This window comes from Pseudomonas sp. GW821-FHT11G12 (assembly GCF_058808055.1).
Genome location: NZ_JBXARH010000009.1, coordinates 290,419 through 307,101, shown reverse-complemented (window position 1 = coordinate 307,101; position 16,683 = coordinate 290,419). Strand labels below are relative to the sequence as shown.

The window sequence follows — 16,683 nt, the reverse complement described above, 5'->3', positions numbered from 1 at the left end:
GAGTTCCACCCCATAAAAAAGACAATCGGAGACACGCCATCATGGCTTTGGATTTATTCGTCGTCCTCATTTACGCCGCCGGCATGCTCTTGCTCGGCTACTTCGGCATGCGCAAGGCCAAGACCAACGAGGACTTCCTGGTTGCCGGGCGTAACCTCGGCCCGAGCCTGTACATGGGCACCATGGCTGCGACCGTTCTCGGTGGCGCGTCCACCGTCGGCACCGTCCGCCTGGGCTATGTGCACGGCATCTCCGGTTTCTGGCTGTGCGCGGCACTGGGTTGCGGCATCGTGGCGCTGAACCTGTTCCTGGCCAAGCCGCTGCTGAAACTGAAGATCTACACCGTTACCCAGGTGCTGGAAAAACGCTACAACCCGATGGCCCGCTCGGCGAGCGCGGCGATCATGCTGGCCTACGCGCTGATGATCGGCGTGACCTCGATCCTCGCCATCGGCACCGTGCTGCAAGTGCTGTTCGGCCTGCCGTTCTGGATCTCGGTACTGCTCGGCGGTGGCGTGGTGGTGGTGTACTCGGCTATCGGCGGCATGTGGTCGCTGACCCTGACCGACATCGTCCAGTTCATCATCAAGACCGTCGGCCTGATGTTCATCCTCCTGCCAATCTGCCTGTACCGCGTCGGCGGCTGGGACGAGCTGGTGCTGAAACTGCCGGCCACCGCCTTCAGCTTCACCACCATCGGCTGGGACACGATCATCACCTACTTCATGATCTACTTCTTCGGCATCCTGATCGGTCAGGACATCTGGCAACGGGTGTTCACCGTCAAGACCGCCAAAGTCGCTCAGTACGCCGGTAGCATCGCGGGTATCTACTGCATTCTCTACGGCCTGGCCTGTGCCCTGATCGGCATGGCGGCGCACGTGCTGATCCCGGATCTGGACAACGTCAACAACGCCTTCGCCGCGATCGTCAAACTGTCGCTGCCGGACGGTATCCGTGGTCTGGTGATCGCCGCTGCCCTGGCCGCGATGATGTCCACCGCCAGCGCCGGCCTGCTCGCCGCCGCCACCACCCTGACCGAAGACCTGCTGCCGAAACTGCGTGGCGGCAAACAGTCGAGCCTGGGCATCAACCGCCTCTTCACTCTGCTGACCGGTGTCGTGGTGCTGGGTATCGCTCTGGTGGTCAACGACGTGATCAGCGCCCTGACCCTGGCCTACAACCTGCTGGTGGGCGGCATGCTGATCCCGCTGATCGGTGCAATCTTCTGGAAGCGCGCCACCACCGCCGGCGCCATCGCCAGCATGGGCACTGGTTTTGCCACCGCCTTGCTGTTCATGGTCAAGGACGGTCTGGACGCCAACACCCCGATCTACTACAGCCTGGCTGTGGGTCTGGTGAGTTTCGTGGTGGTCAGCCTGATGTCCCGCCGCCCAAACGTGGTGGCCAGCGCGATCTAAGCTGAAACATAACGACTTGATGCTTTCTTCGACGGGTGTGGCGTCGGTTGCCACACTCGTTTTTTTTCGTCTGAAGGAATGTGCTGATGAAGATTGTTTCTCGCGATCAGTGGTTCGAAGTGCAAACCCTGAGCGACGGCATTCGCCTGATTCACGAGCCGTACATCCGTCCCTTCTATCGATGCAACCTCTGGCATGTTCAGGGGCGTGACAAGGATCTGCTGCTCGACAGCGGTTCCGGGCTGGTCAGCCTGCGCGAGCAACTGCCGTGGCTGACCGAACGGCCGTTGGTGGCGGTAGCCAGTCATTGCCACTTCGACCACATCGCCGGGCATCACGAGTTTGCCGAACGGCTGGTACACCCTGCCGAGGCGGACATTCTGGCGGCGCCGGATGGCGAGAATGACTTGAGCCGTGCCTTCGTCGGCGACGACATGTTCGAAGCGCACCCGGATTGCCCGTTGTGCTACGCCGAATACCGGGTCAAGGCCGCGCCGGCCACCGGATTTGTCGAGGACGGCGATGTGCTGGACCTGGGCAATCGCACGCTGCAAGTGCTGCACACACCGGGGCATTCGCCGGGAGGCATCAGCCTCTATGAAGCGGCCAGCGAAACCCTGTTCAGCGGCGACATCATCTACGACGGGCCGTTGATTGAAGATGCCTACCACTCGGATCTTGAGGATTACGCCACCAGCCTGCAGCGTTTGCAGGCTCTGAAGATCCGCACCGTGCATGGCGGGCATTTCGGCAGTTTTTCAGGGGAGCATCTGCGCTCGATGATTGACGAATGGTTGCGCCGGCACGCCTGAGGCCTGCTGTACTCCAGTCAGACCCACCACTTTTGAAAATCTGCCATGAGAAGAGCTGCCGTGCGTGCCGCCGTGCACAGGTTCATCAAGCGTCTGCTGGAAAACCGCGAATTCAATGACCGCACCAGCCTGGCGGAGCTGGGTCTGGAGAAGGCGGATATCGAGGATCTGATCTTCCATCTGGAAGATGAATTCGGACTGACGGCATTCACTGCCGAGGAAGATCACATGCTCAAGACCGCGAAAACCGCGAACGACTTGAGCCGGTTTCTGATCGAGATCGGGCGACACTGAAAAGCAAAAGATCGCAGTCTTCGTCAGCGCCTGCACGGTTTCATGCAGGCGCTGACGAAGACTGCGATCTCTCTATCTTCAAATCCTTGTTATTCAGATCGGGGCATTAGCGCCGACGCTGCTGACGCCGACGCTGTTCGTCATCAGTGCGAATCGGGACCGGTTGCAGAGGCGGTTCGATCAAGCCGAGGGCAACACCCAAATCGTGCAGCCAGTTTTGAATTTTCTCTTTCATCGTCATGCCCCCTTCAGGGTGGTGCTGAGCGTCCGGAATTCTGAGGCCGCTTCGCACTGATAATAGTCCGAAGTCCTACGCAATGCTCGGTGAAATCCGCAATGATCTGTTACCAGATTGATCAGAATCCCTGACCGATCGCTCAAGCGATTTCCCGGGTGTCTTCGCCAGCCACGGGATAGAGCGCCTGCTGCTGTTCAATCCACGCATTGAGATTGGCGCCGACCATGCCCCGGCGCCACATGAGCCATGTTGTCGCACTGGCAAACGGCTCGGCCAGCGGATGCACCGCGACACTTTCGCGCCCCGGCAGGCTGGCGAGCATCGACTCCGACATCAGCGCCACGCCGCTGCCGGCAATCACGCAAGCCAGCATCCCTTGATAAGACTCGATCTCCATCGCCCGGCCCATCGCCGCCTGATAGTGCGCGAACCACGACTCCAGCCGCGCACGGTAAGCGCAGCCATGGCGAAAGGTGAACACCGCCCGCCCCTCGACATCCTTGGCACTGTGCACCGGCGGGTGATCCGGCTCGCTGATCAGCACCAGCCGTTCATTGCACAGCGGCACACCGTCGATCCCGGCCAGTTGCGGCGGGCCATCCACCAGCGCCGCATCGAGGCGCCCGGTGAGCAGGCCTTCCAGCAATTCGCCACTGGGCCCGGACTGCACCTGCAGATTCACCGCCGGATATCGCTTGTGATACCGCGCCAACAGCGCCGGCAAATGAATCGCGGCGGTGCTGTACAGAGTGCCGAGCACGAAATCTCCCGCCGGTTGCCCGCCCATCACCGCCGCACTGGCCTGATCGCGCAGGGCGAACAGTTTGCCGGTGTAGTCCAGCAGGACTTTTCCCGCGGGCGACAACTGCAAACGCTGACGCTCGCGGACGAACAGTTCGACGCCCAATTGCTCTTCGAGCTGTTTGAGCCGGGTCGACAGGTTCGACGGCACACGGTGCAGGCGTTCGGCGGCGCGAGTGATCGAGCCCTCCTCCGCCACGGCCTGGAAGATCCGCAATTGGCTGAACTCCACAACCATTCTCCTGAACTGAACAAGTTACTCACTATTATTCAATTTTAAAGAAAGTCAATCAGTCCTAGCCTGACGGTCATTGAACCTCCAACGGAATCCAGACCATGTCGCCGCTGATTCGCTTATCCGCCAGTTTCATTGCCCTGATGATGGCCATGGGCATCGGGCGTTTCGCCCTTACACCGCAACTTCCCCACCTGATCAGCGAAGGGCAGATCGACCTGACCGCCGCCGGTCTGATTGCGGCAGCCAACTACCTCGGCTATCTGCTCGGTGCCATAGACGCGATGTTTTCCCGACGACCCGATCAAGTGCAACGGCGTCTGCACGGTGGCTTGTGGTTATGCGTGCTGCTGACGCTGGCGTCGTTCTGGGCCAATGGTTTCTGGTCGCATCTGCTGCTGCGCTTCGGCACTGGCGTGGCGAGCGCGTGGGTGCTGGTGATGATCACTGCACTGAGTCAACCGCTGGCTGCGGCGGCGGGTCGTCCGAGATTGGGAGCGCTGGTATTTGCCGGACCGGGTCTTGGGATTTTTCTGACGGGGTTGCTGGCGCTGTTCTCACATCTGGCGCAGCAGACTTCCGCCACCCTGTGGCTGATCTATGCCGCCGTGGCACTGGTGATGTTGCTGGGAATCGTGCGGATCCTGCCGCAACCGGGCGTCGGCGCAACCGTCACACCTTCCGCCGTCAATCATTCGAATCGCGGCATTGCGCGGTTGGCGGTGGTGTATGCCTTGTACGGCGTGGGCTACATCATTCCAGCCACGTTTCTGTCGCAGATGGCCAACGCGCAGTTTCACGGGCAATGGCAGGCCGATCTGTTCTGGCCGTGCTTCGGCCTCAGCGCCGCAATCGGTGTGTTGCTGGTGAGTTTGCGTCGGCATGATCCGGACACCACCCGTCACTGGTTGATGGCGACGTTGTGGCTGCAGGCCGCCGGGGTGTTTGCCTGCCTGTTGGGCAGCGGCCTCGGTCTGGCTTTGGGCGTGATCCTGTGCGGCACGCCGTTCCTGGCCTGCATGCAACTGGTGATGCAACGCTCCCGGGAAATGGCGCCCCACGCCACCCAGCGCAACGCCGGTCTGCTGACCGCGTGCTTCGCCGTCGGTCAGCTCAGCGGGCCGCTGCTGGCGGCGGTCAGCAGCCACTTCAGCGGCGGCCTGCAACCGGCGCTGGTGATCGCCGGCAGCGGGCTGCTGATTGCCGGTGGCCTGGCGTGGAAACCGCTTACGACTGGCCGAGCGCTTTGCGCAAACGCCGACGCACCCACTGTTCCGCGCTGACGAAGGTGATGCCGAGCAACACCAGCACGGCACCGATGATGAAATTCATGCTCAGCTTTTCACCGAGCAACACCACGCCGAACGTGACGCCGAACAACGGCGTCATGAAGGAAAACACCGCCAGATTGGCAGCCAGATAGCGGCGCAGCAGCCAGAACCAGGTCAGGTAACTGAAGAACGACACCACCAGGCCCTGAAACAGCACGCTGCCCACCGCCACGACGGTCAGGCTGACGTGGGTGATCTGGCCGCTGAGCAGTGCGATCAACAGCAGGCCGACGAAGCCGACAATCAGTTGATAAAAAAGCGTCAACGTCACCGGCGCTTCCGACAGGCGCGAGGCGCGCACCACCACGGTGGTCGCGCCCCAACTGGCCCCGGCCAGCACGCCGAGGGCATCGCCCAACAGCATGCGGTGATCGAGGTTGTCCCACGACACGCCGCCGGCAAACGCCACAGCGATCCCGACGAACGCCATGAAAATCCCCAGCCATTGCACCGGTCGCAGACGCTCGCTGGGCAACAGGAAATGCACACCCAGCGCGGTGAAGATCGGTGCGGTGTAAAGGAACACCGACATGTGCGCGGCCGTGGTCAACTGCAAGCCTTCGGAGATAAACAGGAACTCCAGACCGAACAAGGCACCGGCCAGCAAGCCGCCGCGCCATGTGGTGCCGACCTGATCCCAGCCGCCCTTCCAGCAGATGAGCAGTCCTACCAGCAATGCGGAAATCCCCGACCGCCCCGCCGCCTGCATCACCGGCGCGATATCGGTCGCCGCCCACTTGATCATCACCTGCTGCACGCCCCAGATCAGGCACAGGCCGACCATCACTTGCAGCGCAAACCCGTCGGCACTGCGCCGACTGACGCTCACCGCAACACCTCGAACACACACAACATGGCAGTTTTTCCAAAGGTCAAAACAAAGCCCCGGCTCTTCGTCCGGGGCGAAAAAGGATGAGTGGATTATTAACCAGTCAGCCAGAAAAAGCCGTCTGGAAGAGACATTTCATGCTCCTCAAACGTCAGCGGTGAAGGGCTGATCTGCCAAAGCCGCCGGCCACGACAAATCCGACCGTACAGGCCAGCGCCGTGGCAAACGTCCCCCATGCCCAATCCATCAATGTCACCTGCAGCGACCAGCCGCGCAACGTCGCCCAATTGGTCAGGTCATAAGTGCCATAAGCGACCAGCCCGAGCAGCGCGCCCATGCGGGCGGCTCGCTGCCAGCTCACTGCCGGCAACACCACAAACGCCACACAGCCGAAAACGTACAGGCAATAAAAAACCGCTGCTGGCACCAGCAACGGTTTTTCGAGCATCAGCGAACCGAGCTGTTCGCGATAGGTCGGCGCCATCAGCACGCCGAGCCAGATGCCGTCGAGCAGAAGAAACGTCAGCAGCGTGGCGACGTAGGCAATCAACGTTTTTTTCATCTGCCCGACCTCAAGTGAGCCCATGCAACATGGGCCACGTCAGGCTCAGGTTAGTTCAATGCGATCGGCATGAATGACGATCTTGCCTTCCTTGTACAACGAACCGATAGCCTTCTTGAAGTTGCCCTTGCTGACACCGAACAGGCTGCTGATCAGCGCCGGGTCGCTCTTGTCGCTGACGGCCAGGGTGCCATCGTTCTCGCGCAACTTGGCGAGGATCTTCGAACTCAGGCTGCTGGCCGCTTCCTGACCCACCGGTTGCAGGCTCAGGCTGATCTTGCCGTCGGCACGCACTTCCTTGATGAAACCTTTCTCGCGCATGCCGGAACGCATGAACTTGAAGATTTCGTTCTTGTGAATCAAACCCCAGTGCTTGTTGTTGATGACGGCCTTGAAACCCATGTCGGTGGATTCGGCCACCAGCAGATCAACTTCCTGGCCCACGCTGTAGTTGGCCGGGGTCTTGTCGAGGTAGCGATCAAGACGCGCGGTGGCGGTGATGCGGCGGGTGTGTTTGTCGAGGTAGACATGCACCACGCAGTACTCGCCGGCGGTCATCTGGCGTTTTTCTTCGGAGTAAGGCAGCAGCAGATCCTTCGGCAGGCCCCAATCGAGGAACACACCGATGCTGTTGACTTCAACAACTTTCAAACTGGCAAATTCACCGACCTGAACTTTTGGTTTTTCAGTGGTGGCAATAAGTTTGTCATCGCTGTCCAGATAAATGAAAACATTGAGCCAGTCTTCATCTTCGCTGGGAATATCTTTAGGGATATAACGGTTGGGCAAAAGAATTTCGCCGTCGGCACCGCCGTCCAGATATAAACCGAAGTTAGTGTGTTTAACCACTTGCAAACTGTTGTAGCGCCCGACTAAAGCCATTTCCAATACCCTCATTGCGTGGGCGGCATTCTACCCGGTTTTGCCGGGTTCGTTGGCCGGCAGATCCTCCCGCCGACGGAAATTTGCGCGAGGCCTTGATTTTCCTTGGTTTGCCGCCGAGCGGGCGCCACTCGTCAGACTACCTGGAGGACTCCCCGGCGCGCCGCCCCCTCGAAAAAGCCACCGACCCCGATAAATGTTGTTATTTAAAACAGCAGGTTAGCGGGATATTTCGAATAATTAATCGAGAATAATCCACCCGCACGCTGGGTTATTCCGGGGGATATTTACCAAGCAATTGTCAAGTTATTCCTGTACGATGCCTGGCCGAGTTACTTTTCTACAGGTTAATGGCCGCCATGCGTGTAAAAGCATCCACCAGCAAAGCAAAGCCAGCTCCAGCCGTTGAAACCAGCGAATCGATCAACGATCAGATCGCGGCATTCCTCAAGTCCGGCGGCGAAATCCAGCAAATTGCCAAGGGCGTCAGCGGCCAGACGTTCGGCCCGTCCAAGCAGATCAGCCTGGGCAAGAAGTAACACCCCGCAACACACCAGTCCCAAGGCGCTTTGAGCTTCGAAGCGTCTGGACCGGAACCCTCGCAAGACCTCTCTCGCGTTTAATCAAACCGACAAAACAACAGAAATCGACGAACGGCCCTCGATGCCGATCATTCGCCGGTATCCTTGCACGCGTCTGGATCAAGCGTTTCAGCAGTCTTTATCGCACTGCGCTCGCTGTTCAAGGAGTGACGCATGCTCAAACCCCTCTGTTTATTTCTTGCAGGCCTGCTGGCGAGCCCGATGACGCACGCGCAGATTTTCCAGCGTGAACTCGGCGACTTCGACCTCAAGCTCGGCACCACGCCCAGCCGCAGCATGGCCCAGGGACTGGTCAAACCTTCTGCGGCCGGCTCGTTCCACGGTGGCCTCGACCTGAGCCACGACAGCGGCCTCTACGTCGGCCAGTACGCGCCGAGCATGGGACTGACGCCGGGCAAGAATCTGGAGATCGATTCCTACGTCGGCTTTAAACAACCCTTCGATCAAACCCTCGGCTACGAAATCGGGATGATCCACTACAGCTATCCCAAGGTCGACACCCTCGACAGCCAGGAATTGTTCGGTGGCCTGACCCTGCTCGGCAGCCGTTTCGGCATCGCACTGAGCAACGATCCGGACAAACAGAACAACACCTTGTTTGCCGATCTGCGCGGCAACCAGCCGTTCGGCATCGGGATCAGCATGAAATACACCACCCATCAGCTCAATACACCGGTCTCGGTGGACGGCGGGTATGTCAGCAGTTTTACCGACTGGTCGGTGAAATTTTCCCGCCCGGTGATGGGCGTCGACCTCGACCTGATCTACAGCAACTCCAGCCTCAGCGGCAGCGATTGCTCTGCCTATTCCGGGCACAACAGCCAGTGCGACGGGCTGGTCACGCTAAAGGCCGAACGCGCGTTCTATTGATTGGCTGAACTGCCGGGCTCATCCTGCGTTCACATAAGCATCAGACTTCGAAGCCAGGCTCACGCAAGGATTCGCCCATGTCTCGCTGGTTCAAACAGATTGCCGCCCTGCTGGCTTTCACCCTCGCCCTCGGCGCCTGCAGCCGCGTAGGCCTCGCCTATCGCAATCTCGACGTGATCATTCCGTGGACGCTCAGCGACTACCTGGACATGAACGGCGAGCAGAAAGGCTGGTTCAACGAACGCCTCAAGGAACACCTGAGCTGGCACTGCAGCACGCAGTTGCCGGGTTATCTGGACTGGCTCGATCGCCTGCAAACCATGGTCGAGACCAATCAGGTCACCGACGCCGCGCTCCAGGCCCGTACCTTGGAGGCCAAGCAGGCAATTGCCGAGACCGCACGTGAGATCACCCCGTCGGCCATTGAGTTGCTGCAAGGACTGGATGACAAACAGGTCGCGGAAATGAACGACGCGTTTGCCAAGGATCTGCGCAAACGCCAACAGGAATATGTGAAGCCACCCCTGGCCCAGCAGATTGCCGAACGCGGCGCACGCATGGACAAACGCCTCAACGACTGGCTCGGGCCGCTGAGTCCCACACAAGAACAACGCGTGATGGCGTGGTCGACAGCATTGGGCGACCAGAACACTCAATGGATCGCCAACCGCGCGCACTGGCAACAGCAGTTCAGTGCAGCCGTCGCCCAGCGTAAAAGTCCGGAATTCCCACAGCGGATCGAGACGCTTCTGGTCTATCGCGAGCGTTTATGGACAGCGGATTACCGCAAGGCTTACGCCGACACCGAAGCCCAGGCGCGCTCGCTGGCGGTGGATCTGATGGCTGAAAGCACACCGCAACAACGCCAGCGCTTGTTGAAGAAAATCGAAGGGGTGCGCAAGGACTTCAATGATTTGAAGTGCCTGAAGGCCGCGAAGGCAGGCTGAGTTCACAGAACCTGCGGGAACCGAACAGCTCGGCTCCCGCAGGTTCGCATAAGGCGTTCAGGCAATCTGCGCCTTGGACGCCACACGATCGAACGTCGCCTCATCCAGCGCATCCTGCTGCTCATCCAGCACCTGACGCGGATGATCATTACCGGGAATGCTGCTGTCGATCAGGCTCAACAGACTTGAACCGCGCGGGGTCAGGCTGAAGTTGTTGCCAGTGCTGCCCTCATCCTCCCCACGGGGCCCAATGTAACCGCGCAGCAGCAACAGTTGCTCATATTGGCAGGCGATGGTTTTCAGATGATCCAGATTCTCGATAGGCTCGCCCGCCGCCGCTTTTTCCGCCGCATAGTCTTCTGCGTAAGAGCGCGGTGCGAAGCTGTGGCCTGCGCCGTTCTGTACTTCATGCAGCAGGCGTTCAATCAAATCCCAGTTATACGTCGTCATCCTGATTCAACCTCCGGTGCGCGTGATTAATGGCGCCTTCAAAGGTTGTGACCCGAGCGGACAAGAGCCGTTCAGCTTCATTTACCGCCCCGACCGACCGGCGGTCTGTCGATTTCCGACGGCGTTGAGCGACTAGTCTGAGGCAGACGGTTTCAACCCCCGCAGGAGAAATCATCATGAACGTTGAGAATCATCCGGTGGTGTCGCGCGAAGAATGGCTCGCCGCCCGCAAGCAGCATCTGGCCGATGAAAAGGCCTTCACCAAAGAACGCGACCGCCTCAGCGCCAAACGTCGCGCTCTGCCTTGGGTGAGGGTCGACAAGGACTACCGCTTCATGGGGCCGAACGGCGAATTGAAACTGGCTGACCTGTTCGGCCAAAACAGCCAACTCGTCGTTTATCACTTCATGTTTGCCAAAGGCTGGGAGGAAGGCTGTCCGGGCTGCTCGTTCCTCAGCGACCACATCGACGGCGCCAATCAACACCTGGCCCATCACGACATTGCGCTGGTGGCGGTGTCCCATGCGCCATTCGCCGAATTCCAGGCCTTCAGGCGGCGGATGGGCTGGAAATTCGACTGGGTGTCGTCGGACGGCTCCGATTTCAACTACGACTTCGGCGTTTGCGCCCACGCTGATGATGCCGAAGCCGGAAAGGCTACATACAACTACGAAAAGACTGACAGTGGCGAAGAGGAAATGCCGGGGCTGAGCGTGTTCTATCGCGCCAGCAACGGCGAGATTTTCCACACCTACTCGACCTACGCTCGAGGCCTGGACATGCTGGTCGGTGCCTACAACTACCTCGATCTCACGCCAAAAGGCAGGAACGAGGACGAAATCATGGAGTGGGTGCGGTATCACGATCGGTATGACGGAGAACAAAAATCCAGTTGCTGTCATGGGGACTGAGCCAGCAAAGATCCTGAACTTTTCATTGGCCACAGCCCTCAACCGGTTAACCCGCCTTAACCGGATCTGAGGCCTGCCGCCATGAAAACCCTGCTCAAACTCACACTCGCCGCCACGCTCGCCTGCGCCCTGCCCGTCTGGGCCTGCACCCCGGAAGAAGCCACCGTCAAGCGCGAGCAACTGGCCAGGGAAGTCGCCAAGCTCACCGAGCAAAACCCGACCAAGGCCAAGGAAATCAACGCCGAGTTGCAGAAGATGGACCTGGGCACGGCATCGGCAGACCTGCCGGACAAATGCCAGTTGATCGATCAGCGGCTGAAGGAACTGGATTCGGCCGAGAAGAAAACCGAGGGCTGACATCCCGATCAACGCCGCAGGCTTCGGCATCTACCGCTCGGGATCGATGCCAAAGCCCGCGTCCTTTCGTCTGGATTTTTGCATTAATGCATTTTTGTATTTGCATCAGTGCATATTCAGACCTAGGGTTACCTCGAGCCTGATCGGAACCGACCATCGGAGATGGCAACCCATTCACCACCGATCGCTCGCAACATCCACACGTTGGACGTTTGTTTTCATTCATGGAGGATTGAAAAATGTTAACCACTGAAACAACGCAATTCACCGGCAACACCCTGCCCGGGTGCCTGACCGGCCATCTGCTCGATGCGCAACTGGTCGAGGTCGAAGCGGCCCCACAGGCCAAGGCCCTGGCCGCCTCGAGTCTCAACTTCACGATGCAGCAACAGACCCAGACCAACTGGTGCTGGGCCGCGGTTTCCGCTTCGGTCGGCAACTATTACGGCACCGGGTCCTGGACTCAGTGCGGCGTTGCCAGCACCCAACTGAACCGCAACTGCTGCAGCCAGCCGGGGCCGTGCAACGTCTACGGCTATCTGGATTCGGCCCTGCAAACCACCCGCAGCTACAACGGGATGAATCAGGGTTCGTTGCAGATGTCGGCCATCCAGAACCAGATCAACATGGGCCGGCCTGTTGGCCTGCGCTGTGCCTGGTACGGCGGCGGTGCGCACTTCCTGACGATCTACGGCACCAACGGCAACTACGTGCTGGTCGCGGATTCGATCTACGGCTATTCGACCCGCGCATTGAACTCGTTCCCCGGTTCCTACAACGGTGGCGGCAACTGGACTCACACTTACTTCACGGCGAAAAACTAGGAGGGCGACATCATGCAACTGACTTATCCAAAGGCGCCTTCCAACGGCGTACAGACCTTGCGTCCGGTGTTGCAAGCCGCGCTGCAAACCCAGGGCTTTGGCATCAATCGCCAGTTCGCCAGTGCTGCACCGGCGAAAATCAGCCTCAGCGAAGCCTATCGCGGCTACTCGCTCAGTCTGGAGGATCTGAGCCAGGGCAAAGGCCTGAAGGACGCCCGGCTCGGCGACTGGCATTACCTGGTGTTTGCCGACGGTGTGTCGATTGCCGATGCGCAATTGGCCGAAGTCCGTGGTCACGTCGAGTTCGCCTCGTTGAACCACGGCAACCTGGCGGCGGCCACGGTCGATGCACTGAAACTGGCCGAGCAATCGCCACAGTTGCAGGGCAAAACCGTTGAGCTGCGAGTGTTGTTCGTTTCGGCGCTGCACGTTGTAGCGATCTGGCTGCACGCGGCGGGTGAAGATGTGCTGATCCCGATCGAACCGACACCCAAGGAACTGGCTCTGACCGGTTTGTACAGCGAGGCAGCCCTGCTCGCACAGCTCAAACCAAAAGCGGATCAGGCCAAGCAGCGCTTTGATGCCGACACCCGTGGGCAGCTGGGCAGCTGACAAACTCAAGGAATAAAAAAACCCGGACAGTGTCCGGGTTTTTTATTGCCTGCCTGAAACGCCTTACTCGGCCGCAGGTGCAACCGGCTTGCGGCGCTTGAGCGGAGCCATGCCGTCGCTGCTTACCAGAGAATCCGGCTTCGGACGGTTGGCGCTCTTGCGCTTGGTCGGGGTCTTGGCGGCGGTTTTCTTCTTGTCGCCCTTGGCATCGGTCTTTTTCTTCTTCACGCCGACGGCCTTGCCCGAGGCCTTGACCTTTTTCGGTCCGCCGTAGGTGCCTTTGACTTCCTTGATGGTGCGGCGCTCGAAGCTCTGCTTCAGATAACGCTCGATGCTCGACATCAGGTTCCAGTCGCCGTGGCAGATCAGCGAGATCGCCAGACCGTCGTTGCCGGCACGGCCGGTACGGCCGATGCGGTGCACGTATTCGTCGCCGCTGCGTGGCATGTCGAAGTTGATCACCAGATCCAGACCATCAACGTCCAGACCACGGGCCGCCACGTCGGTGGCGACCAGAATTTTCACGCCGCCCTGCTTCAGACGATCGATCGCCAGTTTGCGATCCTTCTGGTCTTTCTCGCCGTGCAGCACGAACGCCTTGTATTCCTGGGCGACGAGGCGACCGTAGATGCGGTCGGCCATGGCCCGGGTGTTGGTGAAGACGATGGCCTTCTGGTAGGTCTCGTTGGCCAGCAGCCAGTTCACGATCTGTTCTTTGTGCTGGTTGTGGTCGGCGGTGATGATCTGCTGACGAGTGGTCGAGTTCAGCTGGCTGACCGCGTTGAGCTGCAGGTGCTCAGGGTTGTTCAGCACCTTGGCGATCATCTCGCGCAGGCCGGAACCGCCGGTGGTGGCGGAGAACAGCATGGTCTGCTGACGGTTCGGGCATTCGTCGACCAGACGCTGTACGTCTTCGGCGAACCCCATGTCGAGCATGCGGTCGGCTTCGTCGAGCACCAGCACTTCGACTTCTTTCAGGTCGAGGTTGCCCGCGTTCAGTTGCTCGATCATCCGGCCCGGGGTGCCGATCAGGATGTCCGGCACCTTGCGCAGCATCGCGGCCTGGACCTTGAAGTCTTCACCGCCGGTGATCAGGCCGGACTTGATGAAAGTGAACTGCGAAAAGCGCTCAACTTCCTTCAGGGTCTGCTGGGCCAGCTCGCGGGTCGGCAGCAGGATCAGGGTCTTGATGCTGACGCGGATCTTGGCCGGGCCGATCAGGCGGTTGAGGATCGGCAGGACAAAAGCGGCGGTCTTGCCGCTACCGGTTTGCGCCGTCACCCGCAGGTCACGCCCCTGAAGCGCCAGCGGAATGGCCGCGGCTTGCACAGGCGTTGGCTCGACAAATTTCAGCTCGGCCACGGCTTTGAGCAGGCGTTCGTGCAGGGCGAATTGGGAAAACACGGGTGCTACCTCGAAGATATGCAAAAAATCAGCTGCATAGGTTACCGGTTTCGAGCGCTCAGGCCGAGTTTCTTTGTGAAATCAGCCGTAATCAGTGGCTTTTTTGTTGCTCGATTTGTCTCCAACGGTAATACACAGCGTCTTAAATGCTCTAATCGCCCGTCGCGTCTTACAGAAGAATCGTCTCTCTCATGGATTTCAAACAGCTCTGGCTCAACGCCCAAGACCTCTGGGGTGCCCTCGATCAGCACCCGCTCCTGCACGCCGGCCTGGCGCTGATCCTGCTGCTGGTGATCGCGCTGGTCCTCGGACGAGTGGCGCGTTACCTGATCCTGCATGCCAGCCGCATGCTCGGTCGCCAGCCCGCGCTGCACTGGCTCAACGACTTTCGGCATAACAAGGTGTTCCAGCGTCTGGCGCAGATGACCCCTTCGCTGGTGATCCAGTTCGGCCTGCACCTGGTGCCGGAGCTGAGCAAGACCGCCACGGTGTTTCTCGGCAATGTCGCGCTGGCGTTCACCATTCTGTTCCTGCTGCTGTCGGTCAGCGCCCTGCTCAATGCCCTGCTGGACATCTACGCCCGCACCGAACACGCCCGCACCCGCTCGATCAAGGGTTATGTGCAACTGGCGAAAATGGTTTTGTACGTGTTCGGCGCGATCATCATCGTCGCCACCCTGATCGACCGTTCGCCGCTGTTGCTGCTGTCCGGTCTGGGTGCGATGTCGGCGGTGATCCTGTTGGTCTACAAGGACACCCTGCTGTCGTTCGTCGCCAGCGTGCAACTGACCAGCAACGACATGCTGCGGGTCGGCGACTGGATCGAAATGCCGCAAGTCGGCGCCGATGGCGATGTGGTCGACATCACCCTGCACACGGTCAAGGTGCAGAACTTCGACAAGACCATCGTCTCGATCCCGACCTGGCGCCTGATGTCCGAGTCGTTCAGAAACTGGCGCGGCATGCAGCAGTCCGGCGGGCGGCGGATCAAGCGCAGCCTGTTCATCGACGCCAGCGGTGTGCGTTTCATCCGCGACGATGAAGAAGAAAAACTCTCCCAGGTACACCTGCTGACCGCCTACATGGGCCGCAAGAAAGCCGAGCTCAAGGCCTGGAACGAAGCGCAGGGCAACGTCGCGGCGATGTCGGCCAACCGTCGGCGCATGACCAACATCGGCACCTTTCGCGCCTATGCGCTGGCCTATCTGAAGAGCCACCCGGAGATTCAGCCGAACATGACCTGCATGGTCCGCCAGATGCAGACCACAGCCCAGGGCATTCCACTGGAAATCTACTGCTTTACCACCACCACGGTGTGGGCCGATTACGAGCGGATCCAGGGGGATATTTTCGATTACCTGCTGGCGGTGCTGCCTGAGTTTGGCCTGAGTCTGTATCAGCAGCCGAGCGGCGGGGATCTGCGCTCCGGGTTGTTGCCGGCAGTCCTGGGTGCAAGCCACATTCCCGAGGCCGAAAAACAACGAATGTAGACCTTTCTCGCGGACAACAAAAAAGACGCAACCCCGGTTGCGTCTTTTTTTGTCCTGCCGACTTACTTGGCCTGCCGCTGCGGTGCCTTGTGCACCATGGTGTAGGCGTAGTCGACGCCCATGCCGTATGCGCCGCTGTGTTCCAGCACCAGGTCCATCACTGCCTGATAAGTGTCTTTGTGCGCCCAGTCACGCTGGTACTCGAGCAGCACTTGCTGCCAGGTCACCGGCACTGCGCCCGCCTGAATCATTCGCTGTACCGACATGTCGTGGGCTTCTTTGGTAGTGCCGCCGGACGCGTCGGTGACGATGTACACCTCGTAGCCTTCGGCCAGGGCTTCCAGGGCCGGGAAGGTCAGGCAGACCTCGGTCCACAGCGCGGCGATGATCAGCTTCTTGCGGCCGGTGGCCTTCACCGCGTCAACCAGCGCCTTGTCTTCCCAGGAGTTCATCGAGGTGCGCTCGATCGGCTTCTGCTCCGGATGCACCGCCAGCAGTTCCGGCCAGATGTAGCCGCTGAAGCTTTCGGTTTCGACCGAGGTGTAGATGGTCGGCACGTTGAAGATCTTCGCTGCCTTGGCCAGGCCCACGGTGTTGTTCTTCAGGGTCTGACGGTCGATCGACTGTACGCCGAAAGCCATTTGCGGCTGGTGGTCGATCAGGATCAGGGCGGAGTTGGTTGGGTTGAGCAGTTCACGGATAGACATGGCGCGTTCCTTTTGATGTCGATTCAGAGTTTCGATTGAGTAATGAGTGAGTCGAGTCGCTTGCCGTCTTCGGCGTTGTTGTCTCGGCTTGGATGTCACTTTAG

The 16,683-nt window shown here is 59.7% G+C and carries 20 protein-coding genes; 12 read left to right on the top strand and 8 right to left on the bottom strand.

What is annotated here, in order from left to right; all coding sequences use genetic code 11:
- The first annotated feature begins 41 nt into the window (after positions 1-41).
- The 3 genes from AC1RR7_RS24705 (at position 42) to AC1RR7_RS24695 (ending at position 2,527) form a co-directional block, all read left to right on the top strand.
- Entirely contained in the window at positions 42-1,421 is a 1,380-nt protein-coding gene (locus AC1RR7_RS24705; protein ID WP_096819335.1) for a sodium:solute symporter family protein, read from the top strand.
- A gap of 86 nt (positions 1,422-1,507) precedes the next feature.
- Positions 1,508-2,233 carry an MBL fold metallo-hydrolase gene (locus AC1RR7_RS24700; RefSeq protein WP_493158630.1) on the top strand — a complete coding sequence of 242 codons (726 nt, stop codon included), beginning with the start codon at positions 1,508-1,510 and terminating at the stop codon, positions 2,231-2,233.
- Between the two features lie 45 nt (positions 2,234-2,278).
- Positions 2,279-2,527, top strand: a complete 249-nt coding sequence (locus tag AC1RR7_RS24695; RefSeq protein WP_096819337.1) for a phosphopantetheine-containing protein — start codon at positions 2,279-2,281, stop codon at positions 2,525-2,527.
- A 106-nt stretch (positions 2,528-2,633) separates the two neighbouring features.
- Here the strand turns inward: AC1RR7_RS24695 and AC1RR7_RS24690 are convergent, their stop codons facing one another.
- The gene (locus AC1RR7_RS24690; protein WP_007914492.1) at positions 2,634-2,762 is read right to left on the bottom strand and encodes a PA1414 family protein; all 129 of its coding nucleotides are present in this window, start codon (positions 2,760-2,762) and stop codon (positions 2,634-2,636) included.
- Positions 2,763-2,904: 142 nt separating this feature from the next.
- Entirely contained in the window at positions 2,905-3,798 is an 894-nt protein-coding gene (ptrR, locus tag AC1RR7_RS24685; protein ID WP_493158629.1) for a putrescine utilization regulator PtrR, read from the bottom strand.
- 104 nt (positions 3,799-3,902) lie between these two features.
- On the opposite strand from ptrR, the gene AC1RR7_RS24680 reads away from it, so the two are divergent.
- On the top strand, positions 3,903-5,084 hold the full coding sequence (locus tag AC1RR7_RS24680) for an MFS transporter (RefSeq protein WP_096819338.1): 1,182 nt from the start codon (positions 3,903-3,905) through the stop codon (positions 5,082-5,084).
- Here the strand turns inward: AC1RR7_RS24680 and AC1RR7_RS24675 are convergent.
- The 3 genes from AC1RR7_RS24675 to AC1RR7_RS24665 all read right to left on the bottom strand — a co-directional run bounded on the left by AC1RR7_RS24675 (position 5,029) and on the right by AC1RR7_RS24665 (position 7,405).
- Positions 5,029-5,961 (bottom strand): DMT family transporter, encoded by a 933-nt coding sequence (locus AC1RR7_RS24675; RefSeq protein WP_493065470.1) that lies wholly within the window; start codon positions 5,959-5,961, stop codon positions 5,029-5,031. The two genes, AC1RR7_RS24680 and AC1RR7_RS24675, sit on opposite strands and share 56 nt — an antisense overlap.
- Positions 5,962-6,112: 151 nt before the next feature.
- On the bottom strand, positions 6,113-6,523 hold the full coding sequence (locus AC1RR7_RS24670; protein WP_493158628.1) for a DUF2177 family protein: 411 nt from the start codon (positions 6,521-6,523) through the stop codon (positions 6,113-6,115).
- Between the two features lie 45 nt (positions 6,524-6,568).
- Positions 6,569-7,405 carry a CvfB family protein gene (locus AC1RR7_RS24665; protein ID WP_096819341.1) on the bottom strand — a complete coding sequence of 279 codons (837 nt, stop codon included), beginning with the start codon at positions 7,403-7,405 and terminating at the stop codon, positions 6,569-6,571.
- 350 nt (positions 7,406-7,755) lie between these two features.
- Between AC1RR7_RS24665 and AC1RR7_RS24660 the strand changes: the two genes are divergently transcribed.
- From AC1RR7_RS24660 to AC1RR7_RS24650, 3 genes are all read left to right on the top strand, one after another.
- Positions 7,756-7,944 (top strand): PFL_1563 family small protein, encoded by a 189-nt coding sequence (locus tag AC1RR7_RS24660; protein WP_016985943.1) that lies wholly within the window; start codon positions 7,756-7,758, stop codon positions 7,942-7,944.
- 216 nt (positions 7,945-8,160) lie between these two features.
- Positions 8,161-8,877 carry a TorF family putative porin gene (locus AC1RR7_RS24655; protein ID WP_493158627.1) on the top strand — a complete coding sequence of 239 codons (717 nt, stop codon included), beginning with the start codon at positions 8,161-8,163 and terminating at the stop codon, positions 8,875-8,877.
- A 77-nt stretch (positions 8,878-8,954) separates the two neighbouring features.
- Entirely contained in the window at positions 8,955-9,824 is an 870-nt protein-coding gene (locus AC1RR7_RS24650; protein WP_273536867.1) for a DUF6279 family lipoprotein, read from the top strand.
- A gap of 57 nt (positions 9,825-9,881) precedes the next feature.
- Here AC1RR7_RS24650 and AC1RR7_RS24645 read toward each other — a convergent pair whose 3' ends face one another.
- Positions 9,882-10,274: a transcriptional regulator gene (locus tag AC1RR7_RS24645; RefSeq protein WP_096819344.1), complete on the bottom strand. Its 393-nt coding sequence runs from the start codon at positions 10,272-10,274 to the stop codon at positions 9,882-9,884.
- Positions 10,275-10,450: 176 nt separating this feature from the next.
- Between AC1RR7_RS24645 and AC1RR7_RS24640 the strand changes: the two genes are divergently transcribed.
- The 4 genes from AC1RR7_RS24640 to AC1RR7_RS24625 all read left to right on the top strand — a co-directional run bounded on the left by AC1RR7_RS24640 (position 10,451) and on the right by AC1RR7_RS24625 (position 12,978).
- Entirely contained in the window at positions 10,451-11,185 is a 735-nt protein-coding gene (locus AC1RR7_RS24640; RefSeq protein WP_102620293.1) for a DUF899 domain-containing protein, read from the top strand.
- Between the two features lie 81 nt (positions 11,186-11,266).
- Positions 11,267-11,542 (top strand): hypothetical protein, encoded by a 276-nt coding sequence (locus AC1RR7_RS24635; protein WP_493158626.1) that lies wholly within the window; start codon positions 11,267-11,269, stop codon positions 11,540-11,542.
- Positions 11,543-11,781: 239 nt separating this feature from the next.
- A complete protein-coding gene (locus AC1RR7_RS24630) occupies positions 11,782-12,366 on the top strand; it encodes a C39 family peptidase (RefSeq protein ID WP_102620291.1) in 585 nt (194 codons plus the stop codon).
- 12 nt (positions 12,367-12,378) lie between these two features.
- Positions 12,379-12,978 carry a hypothetical protein gene (locus AC1RR7_RS24625; RefSeq protein ID WP_493158625.1) on the top strand — a complete coding sequence of 200 codons (600 nt, stop codon included), beginning with the start codon at positions 12,379-12,381 and terminating at the stop codon, positions 12,976-12,978.
- 63 nt (positions 12,979-13,041) lie between these two features.
- Here AC1RR7_RS24625 and AC1RR7_RS24620 read toward each other — a convergent pair whose 3' ends face one another.
- A complete protein-coding gene (locus tag AC1RR7_RS24620) occupies positions 13,042-14,382 on the bottom strand; it encodes a DEAD/DEAH box helicase (protein ID WP_096819350.1) in 1,341 nt (446 codons plus the stop codon).
- 191 nt (positions 14,383-14,573) lie between these two features.
- On the opposite strand from AC1RR7_RS24620, the gene AC1RR7_RS24615 reads away from it, so the two are divergent.
- The gene (locus tag AC1RR7_RS24615; protein ID WP_493065464.1) at positions 14,574-15,872 is read left to right on the top strand and encodes a mechanosensitive ion channel family protein; all 1,299 of its coding nucleotides are present in this window, start codon (positions 14,574-14,576) and stop codon (positions 15,870-15,872) included.
- A gap of 62 nt (positions 15,873-15,934) precedes the next feature.
- Here AC1RR7_RS24615 and AC1RR7_RS24610 read toward each other — a convergent pair whose 3' ends face one another.
- A complete protein-coding gene (locus AC1RR7_RS24610) occupies positions 15,935-16,579 on the bottom strand; it encodes a hydrolase (protein WP_085648570.1) in 645 nt (214 codons plus the stop codon).
- Positions 16,580-16,683: the final 104 nt, after the last annotated feature.

Coding starts and splice junctions, on each gene's coding strand:
- AC1RR7_RS24705 (WP_096819335.1), top strand. CDS start 42: ATGGCTTTGGATTTATTCGTCGTCCTCATTTACGCCGCCGGCATGCTC.
- AC1RR7_RS24700 (WP_493158630.1), top strand. CDS start 1,508: ATGAAGATTGTTTCTCGCGATCAGTGGTTCGAAGTGCAAACCCTGAGC.
- AC1RR7_RS24695 (WP_096819337.1), top strand. CDS start 2,279: ATGAGAAGAGCTGCCGTGCGTGCCGCCGTGCACAGGTTCATCAAGCGT.
- AC1RR7_RS24690 (WP_007914492.1), bottom strand. CDS start 2,762: ATGAAAGAGAAAATTCAAAACTGGCTGCACGATTTGGGTGTTGCCCTC.
- AC1RR7_RS24680 (WP_096819338.1), top strand. CDS start 3,903: ATGTCGCCGCTGATTCGCTTATCCGCCAGTTTCATTGCCCTGATGATG.
- AC1RR7_RS24670 (WP_493158628.1), bottom strand. CDS start 6,523: ATGAAAAAAACGTTGATTGCCTACGTCGCCACGCTGCTGACGTTTCTT.
- AC1RR7_RS24665 (WP_096819341.1), bottom strand. CDS start 7,405: ATGGCTTTAGTCGGGCGCTACAACAGTTTGCAAGTGGTTAAACACACT.
- AC1RR7_RS24660 (WP_016985943.1), top strand. CDS start 7,756: ATGGCCGCCATGCGTGTAAAAGCATCCACCAGCAAAGCAAAGCCAGCT.
- AC1RR7_RS24655 (WP_493158627.1), top strand. CDS start 8,161: ATGCTCAAACCCCTCTGTTTATTTCTTGCAGGCCTGCTGGCGAGCCCG.
- AC1RR7_RS24650 (WP_273536867.1), top strand. CDS start 8,955: ATGTCTCGCTGGTTCAAACAGATTGCCGCCCTGCTGGCTTTCACCCTC.
- AC1RR7_RS24645 (WP_096819344.1), bottom strand. CDS start 10,274: ATGACGACGTATAACTGGGATTTGATTGAACGCCTGCTGCATGAAGTA.
- AC1RR7_RS24640 (WP_102620293.1), top strand. CDS start 10,451: ATGAACGTTGAGAATCATCCGGTGGTGTCGCGCGAAGAATGGCTCGCC.
- AC1RR7_RS24635 (WP_493158626.1), top strand. CDS start 11,267: ATGAAAACCCTGCTCAAACTCACACTCGCCGCCACGCTCGCCTGCGCC.
- AC1RR7_RS24630 (WP_102620291.1), top strand. CDS start 11,782: ATGTTAACCACTGAAACAACGCAATTCACCGGCAACACCCTGCCCGGG.
- AC1RR7_RS24625 (WP_493158625.1), top strand. CDS start 12,379: ATGCAACTGACTTATCCAAAGGCGCCTTCCAACGGCGTACAGACCTTG.
- AC1RR7_RS24615 (WP_493065464.1), top strand. CDS start 14,574: ATGGATTTCAAACAGCTCTGGCTCAACGCCCAAGACCTCTGGGGTGCC.
- AC1RR7_RS24610 (WP_085648570.1), bottom strand. CDS start 16,579: ATGTCTATCCGTGAACTGCTCAACCCAACCAACTCCGCCCTGATCCTG.